This is a genomic window from Actinokineospora baliensis (assembly GCF_016907695.1).
Taxonomy (GTDB): domain Bacteria; phylum Actinomycetota; class Actinomycetes; order Mycobacteriales; family Pseudonocardiaceae; genus Actinokineospora; species Actinokineospora baliensis.
On the sequence record NZ_JAFBCK010000001.1, the window covers coordinates 3,138,623 to 3,157,218 of the forward strand.

14 protein-coding genes and 2 tRNA genes are annotated in these 18,596 nt (G+C 71.6%); 11 read left to right on the forward strand and 5 right to left on the reverse strand.

The genetic code is table 11. The features are described 5' to 3' along the window. The first annotated feature begins 101 nt into the window (after positions 1-101). The 4 genes from serA (at position 102) to JOD54_RS15050 (ending at position 6,470) form a co-directional block, all read left to right on the forward strand. Positions 102-1,694, forward strand: coding sequence for a phosphoglycerate dehydrogenase (serA, locus tag JOD54_RS15035; protein WP_204451131.1), 1,593 nt, complete (start codon positions 102-104; stop codon positions 1,692-1,694). 239 nt (positions 1,695-1,933) lie between these two features. Then, positions 1,934-2,971 carry a 3-isopropylmalate dehydrogenase gene (locus JOD54_RS15040; RefSeq protein WP_204451132.1) on the forward strand — a complete coding sequence of 346 codons (1,038 nt, stop codon included), beginning with the start codon at positions 1,934-1,936 and terminating at the stop codon, positions 2,969-2,971. A 510-nt stretch (positions 2,972-3,481) separates the two neighbouring features. Next, positions 3,482-5,134, forward strand: a complete 1,653-nt coding sequence (cimA, locus tag JOD54_RS15045) for a citramalate synthase (RefSeq protein ID WP_204451133.1) — start codon at positions 3,482-3,484, stop codon at positions 5,132-5,134. A 565-nt stretch (positions 5,135-5,699) separates the two neighbouring features. Further along, positions 5,700-6,470, forward strand: coding sequence for a fumarylacetoacetate hydrolase family protein (locus tag JOD54_RS15050; RefSeq protein WP_204451134.1), 771 nt, complete (start codon positions 5,700-5,702; stop codon positions 6,468-6,470). Positions 6,471-6,519: 49 nt separating this feature from the next. On the opposite strand, the gene JOD54_RS15055 is transcribed toward JOD54_RS15050, so the two are convergent. Beyond that, complete coding sequence (locus JOD54_RS15055) at positions 6,520-7,752, reverse strand: FAD-dependent oxidoreductase (RefSeq protein WP_204451135.1); 1,233 nt, start codon at positions 7,750-7,752, stop codon at positions 6,520-6,522. Positions 7,753-8,297: 545 nt separating this feature from the next. Between JOD54_RS15055 and JOD54_RS15060 the strand changes: the two genes are divergently transcribed. The 3 genes from JOD54_RS15060 (at position 8,298) to JOD54_RS15070 (ending at position 9,454) form a co-directional block, all read left to right on the forward strand. Beyond that, positions 8,298-9,122, forward strand: coding sequence for an HAD family hydrolase (locus JOD54_RS15060; RefSeq protein WP_204451136.1), 825 nt, complete (start codon positions 8,298-8,300; stop codon positions 9,120-9,122). A gap of 101 nt (positions 9,123-9,223) precedes the next feature. Continuing rightward, a tRNA-Gln gene (locus tag JOD54_RS15065) sits at positions 9,224-9,298 on the forward strand. Positions 9,299-9,381: 83 nt separating this feature from the next. After that, positions 9,382-9,454 (forward strand) — tRNA-Glu (locus JOD54_RS15070). Positions 9,455-9,879: 425 nt separating this feature from the next. On the opposite strand, the gene JOD54_RS15075 is transcribed toward JOD54_RS15070, so the two are convergent. Continuing rightward, entirely contained in the window at positions 9,880-10,581 is a 702-nt protein-coding gene (locus tag JOD54_RS15075) for an IclR family transcriptional regulator (RefSeq protein WP_204451137.1), read from the reverse strand. A gap of 63 nt (positions 10,582-10,644) precedes the next feature. Between JOD54_RS15075 and leuC the strand changes: the two genes are divergently transcribed. From leuC to JOD54_RS15090, 3 genes are all read left to right on the forward strand, one after another. Further along, complete coding sequence (leuC, locus tag JOD54_RS15080; RefSeq protein WP_204451138.1) at positions 10,645-12,072, forward strand: 3-isopropylmalate dehydratase large subunit; 1,428 nt, start codon at positions 10,645-10,647, stop codon at positions 12,070-12,072. A 12-nt stretch (positions 12,073-12,084) separates the two neighbouring features. Continuing rightward, positions 12,085-12,687, forward strand: a complete 603-nt coding sequence (gene leuD, locus JOD54_RS15085) for a 3-isopropylmalate dehydratase small subunit (protein ID WP_204451139.1) — start codon at positions 12,085-12,087, stop codon at positions 12,685-12,687. Positions 12,688-12,961: 274 nt separating this feature from the next. Further along, positions 12,962-13,639: an HU family DNA-binding protein gene (locus tag JOD54_RS15090; protein ID WP_204451140.1), complete on the forward strand. Its 678-nt coding sequence runs from the start codon at positions 12,962-12,964 to the stop codon at positions 13,637-13,639. 310 nt (positions 13,640-13,949) lie between these two features. Here the strand turns inward: JOD54_RS15090 and JOD54_RS15095 are convergent, their stop codons facing one another. The 3 genes from JOD54_RS15095 to cofC all read right to left on the reverse strand — a co-directional run bounded on the left by JOD54_RS15095 (position 13,950) and on the right by cofC (position 17,736). Beyond that, the gene (locus tag JOD54_RS15095; protein WP_204456291.1) at positions 13,950-14,807 is read right to left on the reverse strand and encodes an NUDIX hydrolase; all 858 of its coding nucleotides are present in this window, start codon (positions 14,805-14,807) and stop codon (positions 13,950-13,952) included. 10 nt (positions 14,808-14,817) lie between these two features. Further along, positions 14,818-17,019, reverse strand: a complete 2,202-nt coding sequence (locus JOD54_RS15100) for an RNA degradosome polyphosphate kinase (protein WP_372440316.1) — start codon at positions 17,017-17,019, stop codon at positions 14,818-14,820. Positions 17,020-17,106: 87 nt separating this feature from the next. Beyond that, complete coding sequence (gene cofC, locus JOD54_RS15105) at positions 17,107-17,736, reverse strand: 2-phospho-L-lactate guanylyltransferase (RefSeq protein WP_372440317.1); 630 nt, start codon at positions 17,734-17,736, stop codon at positions 17,107-17,109. Positions 17,737-17,870: 134 nt separating this feature from the next. Here cofC and JOD54_RS15110 point away from each other — a divergent pair, with 134 nt between their 5' ends. Next, positions 17,871-18,593 carry a lysophospholipid acyltransferase family protein gene (locus tag JOD54_RS15110; protein ID WP_204451142.1) on the forward strand — a complete coding sequence of 241 codons (723 nt, stop codon included), beginning with the start codon at positions 17,871-17,873 and terminating at the stop codon, positions 18,591-18,593. The last annotated feature ends 3 nt before the right edge of the window (positions 18,594-18,596 follow it).

Here is an 18,596-nt window from a genome sequence, read left to right on the forward strand (position 1 = left end):
CACCCTGCGGTTGAACGGTTCAGAGACCGGCCTAGACTCGGGGTCTTGGGTTACAGCGCCGTAACCGCGTCCCTCCGCAGAGCCAGCTCAGGAGTTGCAGCGTGACCACTACGAGCCGCCCCGTCGTCCTCATCGCCGAGAAGCTCGCGCCGTCTGTGCTGGAGGTGTTCGGCGACGAGTTCGACGTCCGCCAGGTCGACGGCACCGACCGCCCGGCGTTGCTGTCCGCGGTGTCCGGTGCGGACGCGCTGCTGGTGCGCTCGGCCACCCAGGTCGACGCCGAGGTGCTCAAGGCGACCGACACGCTCAAGGTCGTGGCCCGCGCGGGTGTCGGCCTGGACAACGTCGACGTGCCCTCCGCCACCGACCGGGGTGTGCTGGTGGTCAACGCGCCCACCTCCAACATCGTCTCCGCCGCCGAGCACGCTGTCGCGCTGCTGCTCGCGGTCGCCCGCCAGATCCCGGCCGCGCACCAGACGCTGCAGGAGGGGCAGTGGAAGCGCAGCGCGTTCTCCGGGGTGGAGTTGCTGGGCAAGACCGTCGGCGTGGTCGGCCTCGGCAAGATCGGGCAGCTGTTCGCCCAGCGCCTGGCCGCTTTCGGCACCACGCTGATCGCCTACGACCCCTACGCCTCCGCCGCGCGCGCCGCGCAGCTGGGCATCGAGCTCGTCGAGCTCGACGAGCTGCTCGCCCGCGCCGACGTCATCTCCGTGCACCTGCCCAAGACGCCGGAGACCAAGGGCCTGATCAACGCCGAGGCGCTGGCCAAGACCAAGAAGGGCGTGCTCATCGTCAACGCCGCCCGCGGTGGCCTCATCGACGAGCAGGCGCTGGTCGACGCGGTGCGCAGCGGCCAGGTCGGCGGCGCCGGGGTGGACGTGTTCACCAAGGAGCCGACCACCGAGAGCGTGCTGTTCGGCGTGCCGGGCATCATCGTCACCCCGCACCTGGGCGCCTCCACCGGTGAGGCGCAGGACCGCGCGGGCACCGACGTGGCGCACTCGGTGCGGCTGGCGCTGCGCGGCGACTTCGTGCCGGACGCGGTGAACGTGGCCGGTGGCGCCGTCGGCGAGGAGGTCCGCCCGTACCTGCCGCTGACCCAGAAGCTGGGCACCGTGCTCTCCGCCCTCGGCGGCAAGGCGCCCACCTCGATCACCGTGCTCGTCCGCGGCGAACTGTCCACTGAGGACGTCTCGATCCTGCCGCTCGCGGCGCTGCGCGGGGTGTTCGCAGGCATCGTCGAGGACCAGGTGACCTTCGTCAACGCGCCCCGGCTCGCCGAGACGCTCGGGGTCACCGTCGAGGTGGCCAAGGAGAGCGAGAGCCTCAACCACCGCAGCGTGGTCACCCTGCGCGGGGTCTACCCCGACGGCGCCGCGGTCACCGTCAGCGGCACCCTCTCCGGCCTGGGCCAGGCGCAGAAGCTGGTCGAGGTGCACGGCCGCTCGTTCGACCTGCGCGCCGAGGGCGACGTGGTGCTGCTGGAGTACCCGGAGCGCCCCGGCGTGATGGGCACCGTGGGCACCCTGCTCGGCGAGGCCGGGGTGAACATCGACGCCGCCCAGATCAGCCAGACCACCGACGGCGACGCGGTGATGCTGCTGCGGGTGGACCGCGCGGTCGACCAGTCGGTGCTGGAGTCCATCGGCGCTTCGATCGGCGCGACCATCGTCCGCTCGGTCGACTTCGGCTGAGCCCGGCTCGACTTCCGCCGCGCCCGGTCCACGGACTGGGACGCGGTGCGGGGCCCCGGGGTGCCCGGATCGGTTGGTCGACAACCGATCCGGGCACCGTTCGTGTTACCCGAGGGCCCTTGTGACCACGAATCGCCACCCAGAGGGGTGGCGAGATGCGGCGACCGGACGACTTCCCGGTAGCCTTCCCTCGACTACCAGGCCCTGACAGTTCGGGCCGATACCCGGGAGGTGTGTGCATGCGGCTCGCGGTGATCCCAGGTGACGGGATCGGGCCGGAAGTGATCGCCGAGGCGCTGAAGGTGCTCGGTGAGGTCGTTCCGACCGCGGAGATCACCCGATACGACCTCGGCGCTGCTCGGTGGCACGCGACGGGGGAACTCCTGCCGGAATCCGTGCTCGCCGAGTTGCGCGAGCACGACGCGATCCTGCTCGGCGCGGTCGGCGACCCCTCGGTGCCCAGCGGCATCCTCGAGCGCGGGCTGCTGCTGCGGCTGCGCTTCGAACTCGACCACCACGTGAACCTGCGCCCGGCGCGGCTGTACCCGGGCGTGAAGAGCCCGATCGCCGACCCTGGCGAGATCGACATGATCGTGGTCAGGGAGGGCACCGAGGGCCTGTACGCGGGCAACGGTGGACTGTTGCGAAAGGACACTCCGCACGAGATCGCCACCGAGGTGAGCGTGAACACCTCGTTCGGCGTGGAGCGGGTCGTGCGCGACGCGTTCACCCGCGCCTCGGCGCGCCCGCGCAAGCACCTCACGCTGGTCCACAAGACCAACGTGCTCACCCACGCGGGCTCGTTGTGGTCGCGCGTGGTGGAGGAGGTGTCGCTGCAGCACCCGGACGTGACGGTGGCCTACCAGCACGTGGACGCCACGACCATCCACATGGTGACCGACCCCACCCGGTTCGACGTGATCGTCACCGACAACCTGTTCGGCGACATCCTCACCGACCTGGCCGCGGCCGTGACCGGCGGCATCGGCCTGGCCGCCAGCGGCAACCTCGACATCACCCGGCGCAACCCGAGCATGTTCGAGCCGGTGCACGGCAGCGCGCCGGACATCGCGGGCCAGGGCATTGCCGACCCGACCGCCGCCGTGCTGTCGGTGGCCCTGCTGCTCGACCACCTCGGTGAGGTGGAAGCGGCCAGGCGCATCGAGGCCTCGGTCGCCTTCGACCTGGCCACCCGCGACCACAGTTCGCCTGGCGGCACCTTCGCCATCGGCGACCGGCTGGCCGCCCTGGTCTCCTCCAACGCCAAGACCGCCTGACCCAGGCACCAGATCGTCGCCGAACGGCCGCCCCGGAACCCGGGGCGGCCGTTCGGTGTTTCGGGGCTGGTGTGACGGGGGACCTGCGGCGGCCGCCAGGTGTCTTGGGGTGTTGGTAGGTGGGCCGGTCAGCGACTCGGCACCCGGCACCGTTGCCTGGCCGCATCGATGCCCTCGCGCGCCGGGCGCGCCTCTTCCGGGCGCTGTTCGTTCCGAACGGCCGCCCCGGAACCCGGGGCGGCCGTTCGGTGTTCGGGGGTGGTGGAGGGGTTTGCGGGCACTAACCCCTCCCACTCGATGGGAGCGCGGGTCCGTGGAGTGGACCTCGGGCGGTCCACTGTGCCACCATCGGCGCATGGCATTCGTTGTCGTCATTATTGACAGGCGCGCTGGGTAGCTCCTCTTCCGAGCCCAGCGCGCAGACCTCTCGCACCTTCGCGGGGGGTCTTTTTGTTTGCCCGGAACCCCACCGGCGACCAGAACCCGGCACCACCTAGGAGCGAAGATCCCGTGACCAGCACCGCCCGATCGGTCCCCGAGGGCACCCCGCTCGGGGACGCTTTCCACGTCTACGACACGACCCTGCGCGACGGCGCCCAGCGGGAGGGCATCTCCTACTCGGTGGCCGACAAGCTGGCCGTGGCGCGGCTGCTGGACGGGCTCGGGGTCGGGTTCATCGAGGGTGGTTGGCCGGGCGCGCTGCCCAAGGACACCGAGTTCTTCGCCCGTGCCGCCGCGGGTGAGCTCGCCCTCAAGCACGCGGCCCTGGTCGCGTTCGGCTCCACCCGCCGCGCTGGCACGACCGCGGCGCAGGACCCGCAGGTGCGTGCGCTGCTCGACTCCCAGGCCCCGGTTGTGACGTTGGTCGCCAAGTCCGACCGCAGGCACATCGAGCGGGCGTTGCGCACCGACGTGGCCGAGGCGGTCGAGATGGTGCGCGACACCGTGGCGTTCCTCGTCGGCGAGGGGCGCAGGGTGTTCCTCGACGCCGAGCACTTCTTCGACGGCTACGCCTTCGACCAGGACTGCTCGCTGCGGGTGCTCGCTGCCGCGGTGGAGTCCGGGGCGGACGTGGCCGTGCTGTGCGACACCAACGGCGGCCAGTTGCCGCTCGGGCTCGCCGAGACCGTCGGCGAGGTCATCGCCCGCACCGGGTTCCGGGTGGGCATCCACTGCCAGGACGACACCTCCTGCGCGGTGGCCAACAGCGTCGCGGCGGTACAGGCTGGCGCGAGCCACGTCCAGTGCACCGCGAACGGTTACGGGGAACGGGCAGGCAACGCCGACCTGTTCGCCGTGATCGGCAATCTCGTGACCAAGCTCGGCCTCGACGTGCTGCCCACCGGCGCACGGGCCGAGCTGACCCGGGTCTCCCATGCTCTGGCCGAGATCGCCAACATCGCACCCGACACCCACCAGGCCTACGTCGGGTCCTCGGCCTTCGCCCACAAGGCGGGGCTGCACGCGAGCGCGATCAAGGTGGACCCGGAGCTCTACAACCACATCGATCCGGGCACCGTCGGCAACGACATGCGGGTCTTGGTCACCGAGATGGCCGGTCGGGCCAGCCTCGAGCTCAAGGGACACGAGCTGGGGGTTGACCTGACCGGCAAGCCTGAAGCGATCACCAACGCGCTGCGCAAGGTCAAGGACCTGGAGGCGCGCGGGTGGTCGTTCGAGGCGGCGGACGCCTCGTTCGAACTGCTGCTGCGCGAGGAGATCGCCGGGCTCGACCCCGCCGACGCCGAGCAGGTCGCCCCGTTCGACCTGGAGTCCTACCGGGTCATCCTCGACCACGACCGCGACGGCTCGGTGGTGTCCGAGGCGACGGTGAAGGTGCGGGTCAACGGGCAGCGGGTGATCGCCACCGCCGAGGGCAACGGCCCGGTGCACGCGCTGGACGCGGCCCTGCGCACCGCCCTGTCACCGCACCTGCCGTGGCTCGACGACGTGGAGCTGACCGACTACAAGGTGCGCATCCTCACCGCGGGCGGGGACCACGGCACGGACGCGGTGACGCGGGTGCTGGTGCAGTCCTCGGACCGGGAGCGGGAGTGGACCACGGTGGGGGTGCACGGCAACATCGTGGAGGCCAGCTGGCTGGCGTTGTGCGACGCACTGGCGCACAAGGCGATGCGGGTGCGTGCGGGCTCTGTCTCCTGACGGAGCTGGGGCTGTTCTGCGAGTTGGGTGGTGGGACTCGATGGGGCGGACTTGTTTCGTGCGGGGCCCCTGCGCCACCCGTGGCAGGTCCGCAAAGCAGGGGCCGAAAAGCGTGGCCCTGCTGCTGGTGACGCTACGGGTGGCGCCCCCCACGCGAATCAACTTCGCCCCATCGAGCAGTGATGCGGGTTGGATGGCGGGGTTGGGTGGTGCGGTGGGCTCGATGGGGCGAACTTGTTTCGCGCGGGGCCCCTGCACCACCCGTGGCAGGTCCGCAAAGCAGGGGCCGAAAAGCGTGGCCCTGCCGCTGGTAACGCTACGGGTGGCGCCCCCCCACGCGAAACAAGTCCGCCCCATCGAGCAGTGACTGGGGGTTGGGTGAGCCGGTGGGGGAGAGCTGGGGTGATGGTGGGGCGGTCGGGCCCGCTTGGGGGTGGGGCGGGCCGTTGGGCGGGGCCGTTGGGCGCGGGGCGAGGCTGGGCGCGGGGGCCGGGTAGCGGGAGGCGGTCGCGTGCGGGCCAGGGGATGGCGGGGGAGTTGCGGCTGCGGGGCTTAGGGTGGGGGCGTGCGTATCGCTCGAATTGCCCACCCGGAAGGCGTCGCCTTCGTCACCGTTGAGGGTGCCGAGGGGGACGAGGTCGCGGCCGAGGTCGCTGAGCACCCGTTCGGGACCCCCACGTTCACCGGTCGGAAGTGGCCGCTGGCCGACACCCGGCTGCTGGCGCCGATCCTGCCGAGCAAGGTCGTCTGCGTCGGCAAGAACTACGCCGACCACGCCAGGGAGATGGGTGGGCAGGCCCCGGCCAACCCGGTCATCTTCCTCAAGCCCTCCACCTCGGTCATCGGGCCGGGTGCGGCCATCCGGCTGCCCGCCGACTCGTCCAGAGTGGACTTCGAGGGCGAGTTGGCCGTGGTGATCGGCACCCCGTGCCGGGACGTGCCCGCGGCCAGGGCCAAGGACGTCGTGCTCGGCTACACCGTGGCCAACGACGTCACCGCCCGCGACCAGCAGCAGGCCGACGGGCAGTGGACCAGGGCGAAGGGGCACGACACGTTCTGCCCGCTCGGCCCCTGGATCACCACCGGGGTGGACCCGGCCGACCTCGCGCTGCGCACGAGTGTCGACGGCGTGCTCAAGCAGGACTCGAAGACCTCGCTGCTGCTGCACGACGTGCCGACGCTGGTCGAGTGGGTGTCGCGGATCATGACCCTGCTGCCGGGTGACGTGATCCTCACCGGCACGCCCGCTGGCGTCGGGCCGATCACCCCGGGGCAGCAGGTGTCGGTCACCATCGACGGCCTCGGGACCCTCACCAACCCGGTCGCCGCCCGCTGACGACCCCGGTCGGGTGGCCGGTGTCGGTCACCCGACCGGGTGGATCCGGTCAGCGGCGGGCGAACCCCGGCGTCGGTTCGGTGCGCACGCCGCGCCCGATCACCTGCGCCGGGATCCACTGCAGCACCCGCAGCCTGGTCAGCACCCGCAGCGCCAGCGGCGGGCGGCCCGCGTCGGCGATGTCGATCTCGCCTGCCAGTGCGGGCCCCAGTGCCTTGGCGTGGATGACCCGCTGCACCGCCTGCACCACGACGGTCGGCAGCAGGCGCCTGCGCCGCACCCGCGCCAGGTCCGAAGTGGACACCGCGCCCGCGCGCAGCGGTCCGGCCAGCAGCCGGGCGGCGGCCACCGCGTCCTGCACCGCCAGGTTGATCCCGACCCCGCCCGCGGGTGACATCGCGTGCGCCGCGTCGCCGATGCACAGCAGGCCGTCGACGTGCCAGCGCGTCAGCCGGTCCAGTTTCACGTCCAGGGTCTTCACCTCGTCCCACGAGGTGACCGCCCCGGTCCGGTCGGCCAGCCACGGCAGCACCGCGGCCAGGTCGCGCATCAGGTCGGTGACCGGTTTGGTGCGTTCGACGGGATCCGAGCCCTTGGGGATCATCGCGGCGATCTGCCAGTAGTCGCCCCGGTCGATCAGCACGCCCGCGCGCCGCTTGCCCAGCACCGGCACGATGCCCTCCGGGTCGCTGTCGTGGCGCGGCACCCGGTACCACCACACGTCCATCGGCGTGGGGTAGGACTTGGGCACCAGGTGCGCCTCGGCGCGCAGCCGCGACCCCCGGCCGTCGCAGGCGATCACCAGCGCGGCGTCGACGGACCCGGTTTCGCCGTCGGCGGTGCGGTAGTCGACCCCGGTGACCCGGCGGCCGGTCCAGCGCAGCGCTGTGGCCTCGGTGTTGCGCCGCAGCGTGAACGTCGGCTCGTCGGCGCCCGCGGTCGCCAGCAGGTCCAGGAAGTCCCACTGCGGGACCATCGCGATGAAGTTGTTGGGCCCCGGCAGCGCCGTCAGGTCGGCGACCTTGAACGCCCCGCCGCGGAAGGGCACCTGCACCTGCTCCACCCTGCGCTGCGGCAGCGCGCGGAAGGCCTGCCCGAGGCCCAGGTCGTCGAGCAGGTCCAGCGTCGGCGGGTGCACGGTGTCGCCGCGGAAGTCGCGCAGGAAGTCCGCGTGCTTCTCCAGCACCACCACCTCGACCCCGGCCCGCGCCAGCAGCAGCCCCAAGACCATCCCCGCGGGTCCGCCGCCGACCACGCACGCGGTCGTCCGACTGGTTCCCATGATCCCTCCCCGATTTCAACAGCGGTTGAATAAGCTCAGGATGCACCCGGCGCGGTGGTGCGGTCAAGCGGGCTGCGCTGTTCGGGTCAACCGCGCCAGGGGCTGGGCACCGTCCACCCGGGACCGCCCCCGCTGTCGTCTCGACCGCCGAGACGACAGCGGGACGACAGGTCCGCGACAGGATGGGGCCACAGTGGACAGTGCGGACGCCGTGCCACCGCGCGCTTCCTTTGCGTGACCGGGCGAAGCCCCGTACCGAGAACGAAACCCGGCCGTCCCGGTGGGCGGGACCCAAGCGGTACAAGGCGTTCGGCCCTGTACGCGGCACTGTCGCGGGCCGTACAGTGTCCCCTCCGCCGCGGGTGTCGTGGGGTGATCGCACTCTCACCCGAATGCGGGAGACGCCTCGGTAACGAGCACCGGCGACGCCGCGATAGACCTAGATTTCGCGCTGTGTCTTGCCTTCCCGCTTGACCGTGTCAGAAGCCGAAACATCACCTGGGCAGACGAATCGGCGGACCCGGTGCGAGATCTAGCCTCGCTGGATGACTTCAGCGCTCGTGCCCGCACCGTCCACATCAGCCACTTCCGGGCGGGTGGTGGCCAACAACGGGCACGAACCGCCAACCGTCGACGCGATCTGCCTGGACATCGACGACACCCTGGTCGACTTCACCGGCTCGGCCAGATCGGCGCTGTCGGTGGTCACCGGCTCGGTCGAACTCGGCCGCGACGACCTGTGGCCGACCTGGCAGCGGGTCACCGAAGCGCACAGCGCCATGGTCGTCTCCGGCGAACTCGACTACGACGCCATGCGCCACGCCCGCACCAAGGCGTTCCTCGCCGGTCTCGGCCGAGACCTCGACGACGACGCCGTCGCCGTGATCGAGGACCGCCGCCTGGCCCAGGTGAGCCGCACCTGGCGCCTGTTCCCCGACGTGCTGCCCTGCCTCGACTGGCTGCGCGCCGCGGGCCTGCGCCTGGCCGCGGTCACCAACGCCTCCGGCCCCCGCCAGCGCGACCGCCTCGCCGCCCTCGGCCTCAACCGCTTCTTCGACGTCGTCGTCAGCGCGGGCGAGCTCGGCTCCGCCAAGCCGGACCCGGTGATCTTCCACACCGCCTGCGCCCACCTCGGCGTCCCCCCACACCGCACCGCCCACATCGGCGACCGCCTCGACCACGACGCCCACGGCGCCCACGACGCGGGCCTGCACGGCATCTGGCTCAACCGCACCCGCCGCCCCGCCCCCCACCTCCCCCCCACCATCCCCGTCGTCGACACCCTCGCCGACCTTCCCGCCCTCCTCGTCACCGACTACCGCACACCCACCGTGACCAGCACCTCCACCCTCCCGGCGGCCCGTGCCTAGGGCCCGATTTCTCGATCAGCACCCGGGTGGTCTAACATCTTCTCCGGCACCGAGGAACACCACTGAGGCCCCCAGCCACAGCGGTGATCAACTCACGCCATTGGGGTATGGTGTAATTGGCAGCACGACTGATTCTGGTTCAGTTAGTCTAGGTTCGAGTCCTGGTACCCCAGCCAGAGAGACACAATCACCACCTGCTAGAGTCTCTCCAGCAAGAACGCAACACCAGCACTATCGCACAATCGAATGAAAAGTTCCTGGCCCCGTCGTCTAGCGGCCTAGGACGCCGCCCTCTCAAGGCGGTAGCGCGGGTTCGAATCCCGTCGGGGCTACAGAGGTGGAGAGGCCTGTTCGGATGCGGAGCATCCTCGCAGGCCTCTTTCGCTATTACACCTGGGGGGCGACCCCCCAGACCCCCACGGTGCGGGGGTTGCGGAGGTGGGTTGGGGCTTGTTGGGCCAACCCCGCCAGCCCAACCCACTGAGCCAACCCCGCCAGCCCAACCCACCGAGTCAGCCCCGCCAAGTCGACCACTGGACACTCGGAAGTCGCTGGTGCCATCTGCTCGATGGGGTGGACCTGTTTTGTGTGGGGGAGCGGCAGTCGTAGCGTTCCTGCGCGGACAGGGCCACGCTTTTCGGCCCCAGCTTTGCGGTCCTGCCACGGCTGTCGTAGGGGCCCCACGCAAAACAGGTCCACCACATCGAGCCTGCACTTAAATCGCGGATCCAGTGCAATGTCGCGAAGCGACGAGCCGCTAGAGGCGGTTCTGGAGAGCGTCAGCCGCAGCCAACAAGTCAGCAGCCCAGCGGGCTCCCGGTCGCCGACCCATGCGATCTATGGGCCCCGACACGGAAACCGCTGCGACCACCACCCCCGACGCGTCGCGCACGGGCGCCGAGACGCTCGCGACGCCGGGTTCGCGTTCGGCGACGCTCTGGGCCCAGCCGCGGCGGCGGACTTCCAGAAGGGCTCGTTCGCCGAACACCGCGTCAGCCAGGAGGCTGCGCTGGGTGGCCGGATCGGCCCAGGCGGCCAGGACCTTGGCTCCCGAACCCGCTGTCATGGGCAGCCGCGCGCCGACCGGGACGGTGTCGCGCAGGCCGCTGGGCGGCTCGGCGGAGCAGACGCAGATCCGGTGTAGACCATCTCGGCGGTAGAGCTGCACGCTCTCGCCGGTGCGGTCGCGCAACCGGGGCAGCACCGCCGTCGCCGCGTCCAGCAGCGGGTCGGTGGCACCGCCCGCCAACTCGGCCAGTGCCGCGCCCGGCCGCCACCTGCCGTCGCTTCCCCTGCGCAGCAGGCGATGCACCTCCAGGCCGACCGCGAGCCGGTGCGCCGTCGCCCTGGGCAGGCCGGTCTTGGTGCACAGCTCCGCCAAACCGCACGGCTCTTTCGCGACCGCCTGCAGTACGGCCATTGCCTTGTCCAGAACTCCGATGCCGCTATGCTGTCCCACGTCTCGATACTACTTTCCCGTTATGTGGGAAGTCCAGTCCGTGGGAAGCAGTGGTGATCAGCGGTGGCCAAAACGCTCGCCGAGAAGGTGTGGGACCGGCACGTCGTGCGCAGGGGCAGTGGTGCCGAACCCGACCTGCTCTACATCGACCTGCACCTCGTGCACGAGGTGACCAGCCCGCAGGCCTTCGACGGCCTCCGGCTCGCCGGGCGCCCGGTCCGCAGGCCGGACCTGACGATAGCGACCGAGGACCACAACGTCCCGACAGTTGGGATCGAACTCCCGATCGCTGACCCGGTGTCGCGCACCCAGGTGGAGACGCTGCGCCGCAACTGCGCCGAGTTCGGCGTGCGGCTGCACCCGATGGGCGACGCGGAGCAGGGCATCGTGCACGTGGTCGGCCCGCAGTTGGGCCTGACTCAGCCCGGGATGACGGTGGTGTGCGGCGACAGCCACACCTCCACCCACGGCGCGTTCGGCGCGCTGGCGTTCGGGATCGGCACCTCAGAGGTGGAGCACGTGCTGGCCACCCAGACGCTGCCGTTGCGGCCGTTCAAGACCATGGCGGTCACCATCACCGGCGAGCTGCGCCCCGGGGTCACCGCGAAGGACATCATCCTGGCCGTCATCGCGCGCATCGGCACCGGCGGCGGGCAGGGCTACGTGCTGGAGTACCGCGGCCCGGCCATCGAGAAGTTGTCGATGGAAGCGCGGATGACCGTCTGCAACATGTCCATCGAGGCGGGCGCGCGCGCCGGGATGATCGCCCCCGACGACACCACCTTCGCCTACTTGGCGGGACGCCCGCACGCCGCCACCGGTGCCGCGTGGGACGCCGCTGTCGCCGACTGGCGCGGGCTGCGCACCGACGACGGCGCGGCCTTCGACGCCGAGGTCGTGCTCGACGCCGACGAGCTGACCCCGTTCGTCACCTGGGGAACCAACCCCGGTCAGGGTCTGCCGCTGTCGGCCACCGTGCCCGACCCCGAGCGGATCGCCGACGAGAACGAGCGCGTGGCCGCCGAGAAGGCCCTGTCGTACATGGACCTCGCCCCGGGCACCCCGCTGCGCGAGATCAGCGTCGACACCGTCTTCCTCGGCTCCTGCACGAACGGCCGCATCGAGGACCTGCGCGCCGCCGCCGCCGTCCTGGCCGGGCACCGCGTCGCCGACGGCGTGCGGATGCTGGTGGTCCCCGGGTCGATGCGGGTCAAGGCGCAGGCCGAGGCCGAGGGCCTGCACGAGGTGTTCCTGGCCGCGGGGGCCGAGTGGCGGCAGGCGGGCTGCTCGATGTGCCTGGGCATGAACCCCGACCAGCTCGCCCCCGGCGAGCGCAGCGCGTCCACATCGAACCGCAACTTCGAGGGCAGGCAGGGCAAGGGCGGGCGCACCCACCTGGTGTCGCCGCTGGTCGCGGCCGCGACCGCCGTGCGCGGCACCCTGTCGTCGCCGGAAGACCTGGTCACCACCACCGCCGACGCGCGGAACTGAGGGGGAGCACTGATGGAGCCGTTCACCAGCCACACCGGGGTCGGGGTGCCGCTGCGCCGGTCCAACGTGGACACCGACCAGATCATCCCGGCGGTCTACCTCAAGCGGGTCACCCGCACCGGGTTCGAGGACGGGTTGTTCGCCGCCTGGCGCTCCGACGAGCACTTCGTGCTCAACCAGGAGCCCTACCGGGCGGGCAGCGTGCTGGTCGCCGGTCCGGACTTCGGTACCGGGTCCTCCCGCGAGCACGCCGTCTGGGCCCTGTCGGACTACGGGTTCCGGACCGTGCTCTCCGCCCGCTTCGCCGACATCTTCCGCGGCAACGCGGGCAAGGCGGGCCTGCTGGCCGCCCAACTGGAGCAGTCCGACATCGAACTGTTGTGGAAGTTGCTCGAAACCGAGCCTGGGACGGAGGTCACGGTCGACCTCCGGGAGAAGACCGTCCGCGCCAAGGAGTTCACCGCCCCGTTCGCGGTGGACGACTACACCCGCTGGCGGCTGCTCGAAGGCCTCGACGACATCGGCCTGACCCTGCGCCACGTGACCGAGATCGACGAGTTCGAGCAGGCCAGGGCCGATTACCTGCCCGTCACAACGCCCATCGCGGGCGGCTGATCGACCCCGGCCGCAAACCCCTTCGCACACCGGGGTTCCGGCCGGGCCCCGCCCAACCGGCGGCTCCACAACCCACCTCGCGCAGCCCCTCGACGGCCCCCCGCGACGCCCGAAAACCTCCGATTCCACCCCCCGCGGGGGGTGGAGACCGCACGCGGCAAGGAAAAATCGGGCGCGTCGCGTGGAAATCGCGCGCCTTTGGGCCTATCTTTGCCAGAAGTCGGCCTGAATCGGCCGTGAACGGCAGTGTGGCTCTCTTACGGAGGACTGAAGGGTGAACAAGGCCCAACTCATCGAGGCGTTGACCGAGCGCCTTGGCGACAAGAAGGCCGCAGGCGCTGCGGTCGACGGTCTCGTCGACGTGATCGTTCGCACGGTCAACAAGGGCGAGAAGGTCAACATCACCGGCTTCGGTGTGTTCGAGAAGCGCGCGCGTGCCGCCCGCACCGCTCGCAACCCGCGCACCGGCGAGACGGTGAAGGTCAAGAAGACCAACGTTCCCGCGTTCCGCGCGGGCACGATGTTCAAGGAGGTCGTGAGCGGGGCCAAGAAGCTGCCCAAGGTCGCGGCCACCAAGACCACCGCGGGCACCGCCCGCACCACCGCGACCCGCGGCACCGCCGCGGCGACCACCACCACGCGGACCCGCGCGGCGGCGGCGAAGCCCGCGGCGGCCACCACTCGCAGCACCACCACGCGGACTCGCGCGGCGGCTGCGAAGCCGGCAGCGGCGGCGGCCACCACGACGGCGCCGAAGACCACGCGCACCCGCGCGGCGGCGGCGAAGCCCGCGGCGGCACCGAAGGCGGCGGCAGCGCCCAAGGCGACCGCGGCGAAGACCACCGCGGCCAAGAAGACCACGACCGCGGCGGCCAAGACCACCGCGGCCAAGAAGACGACGGCCGCCAAGAGCAGCACGCCTCGGGCGACCGCCAAGGCCACCAAGAAGTAACGACGGCCACCGGCGCCTGGACCGACCCACCTGGGACGGTTCAGGTTTCGTCCAGACGGTCTGAGCACATCGCGAGAGCCCCGCACGCTTCCCCCGTGCGGGGCTCTCGCGTGTGCGCGGCCGGGTCCCGCACGCTCTCAGCGCGACACCCCCGCCGACCCTCTGACCAGCCCCGTTCCCCCTTTCCAGGGATGGCCGCCCGCAACGCTTTCGCATTCCCCCTGGGTCGATTCCCGGGCCGCGCACCGGTTCTCCCGGACCCCGCCGGGCAATCCATTCCACCCGTTCGAGGTGGTGCCGTCGCGGGGTTTTACGCGGGCGGCGGGATGTGGTCGGCGGCCACGACCGCGCCCTCGACGAACGAGAGGACCCACACGCTGCCCTTGCGGGCCTGCACGTCGGTCAGCCCGGTCAGTTCGGCCACCAGGCCCGGGATCACGCCGCCCTGGCTGCAGACGACCGGTGTGCCGCCCTCGGCGGCGATCCGGCGCAGGCGGGCCACCGCGGTGGCCGGGTCGTGGAACTCGGACAGTTCCGGGACGGCTTCCACCGCGACCCCCAACGCCGCCGCCAGCGGCGCCACTGTGGCCCGGCACCGCACCTTCGGGACCGACAGCACCCTGTCCGGTCCGAACAGCGGCAGCAGCCGCGTCAACGCCCCGGTCTGCCGGTGCCCCCTGCTCGAGAGCGGGCGCAGCTCGTCGGGTCCCGGCCACTCGCGCTTGCGGCCCGCGTGCGCGTGCCGCACCAGCAGGACGGTTGTGGTGTCCGCCGGTGCGGCGGTGAAGCGCTCCAGCACCACCCGATCGTGCGGGTAGGTCAGTCGCGCGGCCGCGGCGTCGACGGGCAGCCAGCGCAACCGGTCGACCTCGTCGTTGGGGACGAACGCCGCCCCGTCGCCACCGCCGACCCGCGCGGCGAAGTAGTCGACCACCTTGTCCGCGCCGACGACGGGGTAGCCGACCTGGCCGAGGTGGCGGCCGAGGACGGCGGTGAAACCGGTCTCCTCGGCCACCTCCCGCACCGCGGCGGCGTGGACGGTCTCACCCCGGTCCAGCTTGCCCTTGGGCAGGCTCCAGTCGTCGTAGCGGTCCCGGTGCACCACCGCCACTTCCAGACCGCCCGCGGAGCCCGTGTGCCGCCACAGCACCGCGCCCGCGGCGCGCACCAGCACGCGCTCAGCCGAGCGCGCGGTGGCGGGACAGCAGTTCGGCCTGGTGGTCGCGCACCGAACTGCCCTCTTCGGGCGAGGGCACCCACTCGCCGCCGGAGGTGAGCACCCAGCAGCGGGTCGAGGGGTCGAGCGCGGAGTCGAAGATGGCGTCCAGTTGCGCGGTGAGACCCGGGTCGGTCACCCGGACCTGGACCTCCACCCGGCGGTCGAGGTTGCGGTGCATCATGTCCGCGCTGCCGATCCAGTGCTCGTCGGACCCGGCGAAGTGGAAGATCCGCGAGTGCTCCAGGAACCGGCCCAGGATCGAGCGGACCCGGATGTTCTCGCTGAGCCCGGGGATCCCCGGCTTGAGCGCGCAGATCCCGCGCACCACCACCTCGACCGGCACCCCCGCCTGCGAAGCGCGGTACAGCGCATCGATGACCTGTTCGTCCACCAGGGAGTTCATCTTGATCCGGATACCGGCGCGCTTGCCGTCGCGCAGGTGCGCCACCTCGCGCTCGATGCGCTCGACGATGCCGCGCCGCACGCCGTAGGGCGCCACGAGCAGGCTGCGGTACTGGTCCTGGCGGGCGTACCCGGTGAGCACGTTGAACAGGTCGGTGAGGTCCGCGCCGATCGAGGGCTCCGCGGTGAGCAGGCCGACGTCCTCGTAGAGCCGCGCGGTCTTGGGGTTGTAGTTGCCGGTGCCGATGTGGCAGTAGCGGCGGATCGTCGAGCCCTCCTGGCGCACCACCAGCGAGGTCTTGCAGTGCGTCTTGAGACCGACCAGGCCGTACACCACGTGCACGCCCGCCTTCTCCAGCTGCCGCGCCCACTTGATGTTGGCCTGCTCGTCGAAGCGGGCCTTGAGCTCGACCAGGGCCACGACCTGCTTGCCCGCCTCGGCCGCGTCGATCAGCGCGTCCACGATGGGCGAATCGCCGGAGGTGCGGTACAGGGTCTGCTTGATCGCCAACACGTGCGGGTCGCTGGCCGCCTGCTCGACGAACCGCTGCACGCTGGTGGAGAACGAGTCGTACGGGTGGTGCACCAGGACATCGCCCTCCCGCAGCGTCGCGAAGATGCTGCGCGGGGTCTCGCGCTCGCCGAACGCCGGGTGCGTCGCGGGCCGGAACGGCGGGTCCTTGAGCTCCTTGCGGTCCACCCCGTAGAGCTGCCACAAGCACGACAGGTCCAGCAGACCGCGCACCACCACCACGTCGTTGGGGTGCACCTCCAACTCGCGCAGCAGCAGTTCCAACATGTGCTCGGACATGTCGTCGGCGACCTCAAGGCGCACAGAGGGACCGAAGCGGCGCTGCGCCAGTTCCCGTTCCAGGGCCTTGAGCAGGTCCTCGTCGCGGTCCTCCTCGACCTCGAGGTCGGCGTTGCGGGTCACCCGGAACGCGTGCTGCTCGATGACGTCCATGCCGGTGAACAGGGTCGGCAGGTGCGCGGCGATGAGCTCCTCCAGCGGCAGGAACACCGCCACCTGCTCGTCGGCGCTGCGGTCGATCGGCACCAGCCGCGGCACGTTGTCGGGCACCTTGACCCTGGCGAAGCTCTCCCGCCCGGTCTCCGGGTTGCGCACGGTCACCGCGAGGTTGAGCGAGAGCCCGGAGATGTAGGGGAACGGGTGCGCCGGGTCGAACGCCAGCGGGGTCAGCACCGGGAAGACCTGGTCGCGGTAGTAGGCGGCCAGCCTCGCGTGCTCGTCGTCGGTGAGCTCGCCCCAGCTGGCGATGCTGATCCCGCGCTCGCGCAACGCCGGGCGCACCTGCTCGGCGAAGGCCCGCGAGTGCCGCTCGACCAGGTCCTGGTTGCGCTTGGAGATGTAGCCCAACTGCTCGCGCGGGGTCAGCCCGTCCGCGCTGCGCACCGAGAGCCCGGTCTCGTTCCTGCGCTTGAGGCCCGCGACCCGCACCATGTAGAACTCGTCGAGGTTGGAGGCGAAGATGGCCAGGAACTTGGCCCGCTCCAGCAGCGGCTGCGAGGCGTCCTCGGCCAGGGCGAGCACCCGGCCGTTGAAGTCCAACCAGGACAGTTCCCGGTTCAGGTAGCGGTCGTCCGGCAGGTCGGTCTCGGCGGTGGTCGCCGCCGGGGTGACCGCGGGCGGCGCGGACAGCACGCCGCGCGGCTCCACACCGTCGGTCGCGGGCGGCGGCGCGGTGGCGCTGTCGCCGCTGGTCGTCGGGGCCTGGTCCGGGGTGCTGTCGGTGCTCACGGGCCCATTGTCGGTCACCGGCGGCCCGAAGGCGCACCCGCGACCGGTACGCGGACGTGAATTCTCACCACATTCCCAGTTGGTCGATCACCGCACCCGACAGGCTGCCCCGGCCAACCGAGCGGTGCGCGGCCCGAGCCCGAGCTCCCGGGCCAGGTGCAGGTCACCGGGGGTGTCGACATCGCAACGCAGGTGGGTCAACGCCACGCCGACGCCGACGGCGCCCGCACCGTGCGCGGCGGCCGACCCCGGCCCGAACCGGGGGTCGAGCGCGGTACCCGCGGCGGCGAGCAGCAGCGTGGTGCCGGTACCCGGGCGGTCGGCGACGAACGCCCGCCGCCCGTCCGCCTCGGCCACCGCCGCGGCGAGGTCGGCTGGCCGCAGCGCGGGCAGATCGGCCTGCATGGCACCGACGCTTCCGCGCGGGTCGGCGCGGCGCAACACGTCTGCGCCGAAGTCCAGTGCCGCGTTGAGCCCGGGCAGGCCCCGTTCGTCCACCACCTCGGCCCCGGTCCCGGCCAGCGCGGCGACCACCCTGGCGTCCTCGCACACCACGAGCAGCCTGCGCACCCCCGGTGCCGCCAGCGCTGCGGTCACGGTGTCCAACACCACAGCCAGCACCAGTTCGCGGTGCGCCTCGGCCCCGCCGGGCACCGCGCCGCGCAGCCGCGACTTGGCCCTGTCGAGGTTCTTGACCGGCACGACGATGTCGACCACACCACCGATCCTGCCGGCCGGGGCGGTGCGCCGGAGCCGGCACCCGGTAGTGGACCCGTGTGGACCCGGCGCCGGGCGGGCAGGGAGACTCACTGGTCACGTGCGGGTGCGGGGTCGGATGCGGAGGAGCGGCGTTGGGCAAGCGTGAGAAGGGCGGGTTCTGGGTCGGGCTGTCGGCCGCGGTGTTCTACCCGGTGAGCTGGTTGGGCAAGCGCGAGTACCGGCGCGCGGACAAGCTGCCCGCCGAGGGCGCCGCCCTGCTGGTGATGAACCACGTCTCGCACCTGGACCCGGTCAGCGACGCGGTGTTCGTGCACCGCAACGGGCGGGTGCCGCGGTTCATGGCCAAGGACAGCCTGTTCCGGATCCCGTTGTTCGGCAAGATGCTGGCCGGTTCCGGCGGCATCCCGGTCTACCGGGGTTCCTCCGACGCCCGCAACAGCCTCAGCGCCGCGCACGAGGCCCTGCGCGACGGCAAGCTCGTGCTCATCTACCCCGAGGGCACCATCACCAAGGACCCGGCGGGCTGGCCGATGTGGTCGCGCACGGGGGTGGCGCGGTTGGCGCTGGACAACGACGTCCCCGTCGTCCCGGCCGCGCGGTGGGGGACCCAGCGGATCTGGAACGGCTACGACAAGAAGTTCCGGCCGTTCCCGCGCAAGCGGGTGGTGACCGTCGTCGGCGACCCCGTCGACCTGTCGGCCTACCGCGGCCAGCCGGTGACCAACCAGCTGCTGCGCGAGGTCACCGACCTGCTCATGAGCCGGGTGCGCGCGCTGCTGGCCGAGATCCGCGAGGAACCGGAGCCCGAGGGCTTCTACCGCGCGGGCGGCAAGCGCGACGCCGCAGAGGGCTGAGGC

Excerpts from the sequence above, each read along its gene's own strand:
- JOD54_RS15060 (WP_204451136.1), top strand. The coding sequence starts at position 8,298 with ATGACTTCAGCGCTCGTGCCCGCACCGTCCACATCAGCCACTTCCGGG.
- JOD54_RS15040 (WP_204451132.1), top strand. The coding sequence starts at position 1,934 with ATGCGGCTCGCGGTGATCCCAGGTGACGGGATCGGGCCGGAAGTGATC.
- JOD54_RS15055 (WP_204451135.1), bottom strand. The coding sequence starts at position 7,752 with ATGGGAACCAGTCGGACGACCGCGTGCGTGGTCGGCGGCGGACCCGCG.
- leuD (WP_204451139.1), top strand. The coding sequence starts at position 12,085 with ATGGAGCCGTTCACCAGCCACACCGGGGTCGGGGTGCCGCTGCGCCGG.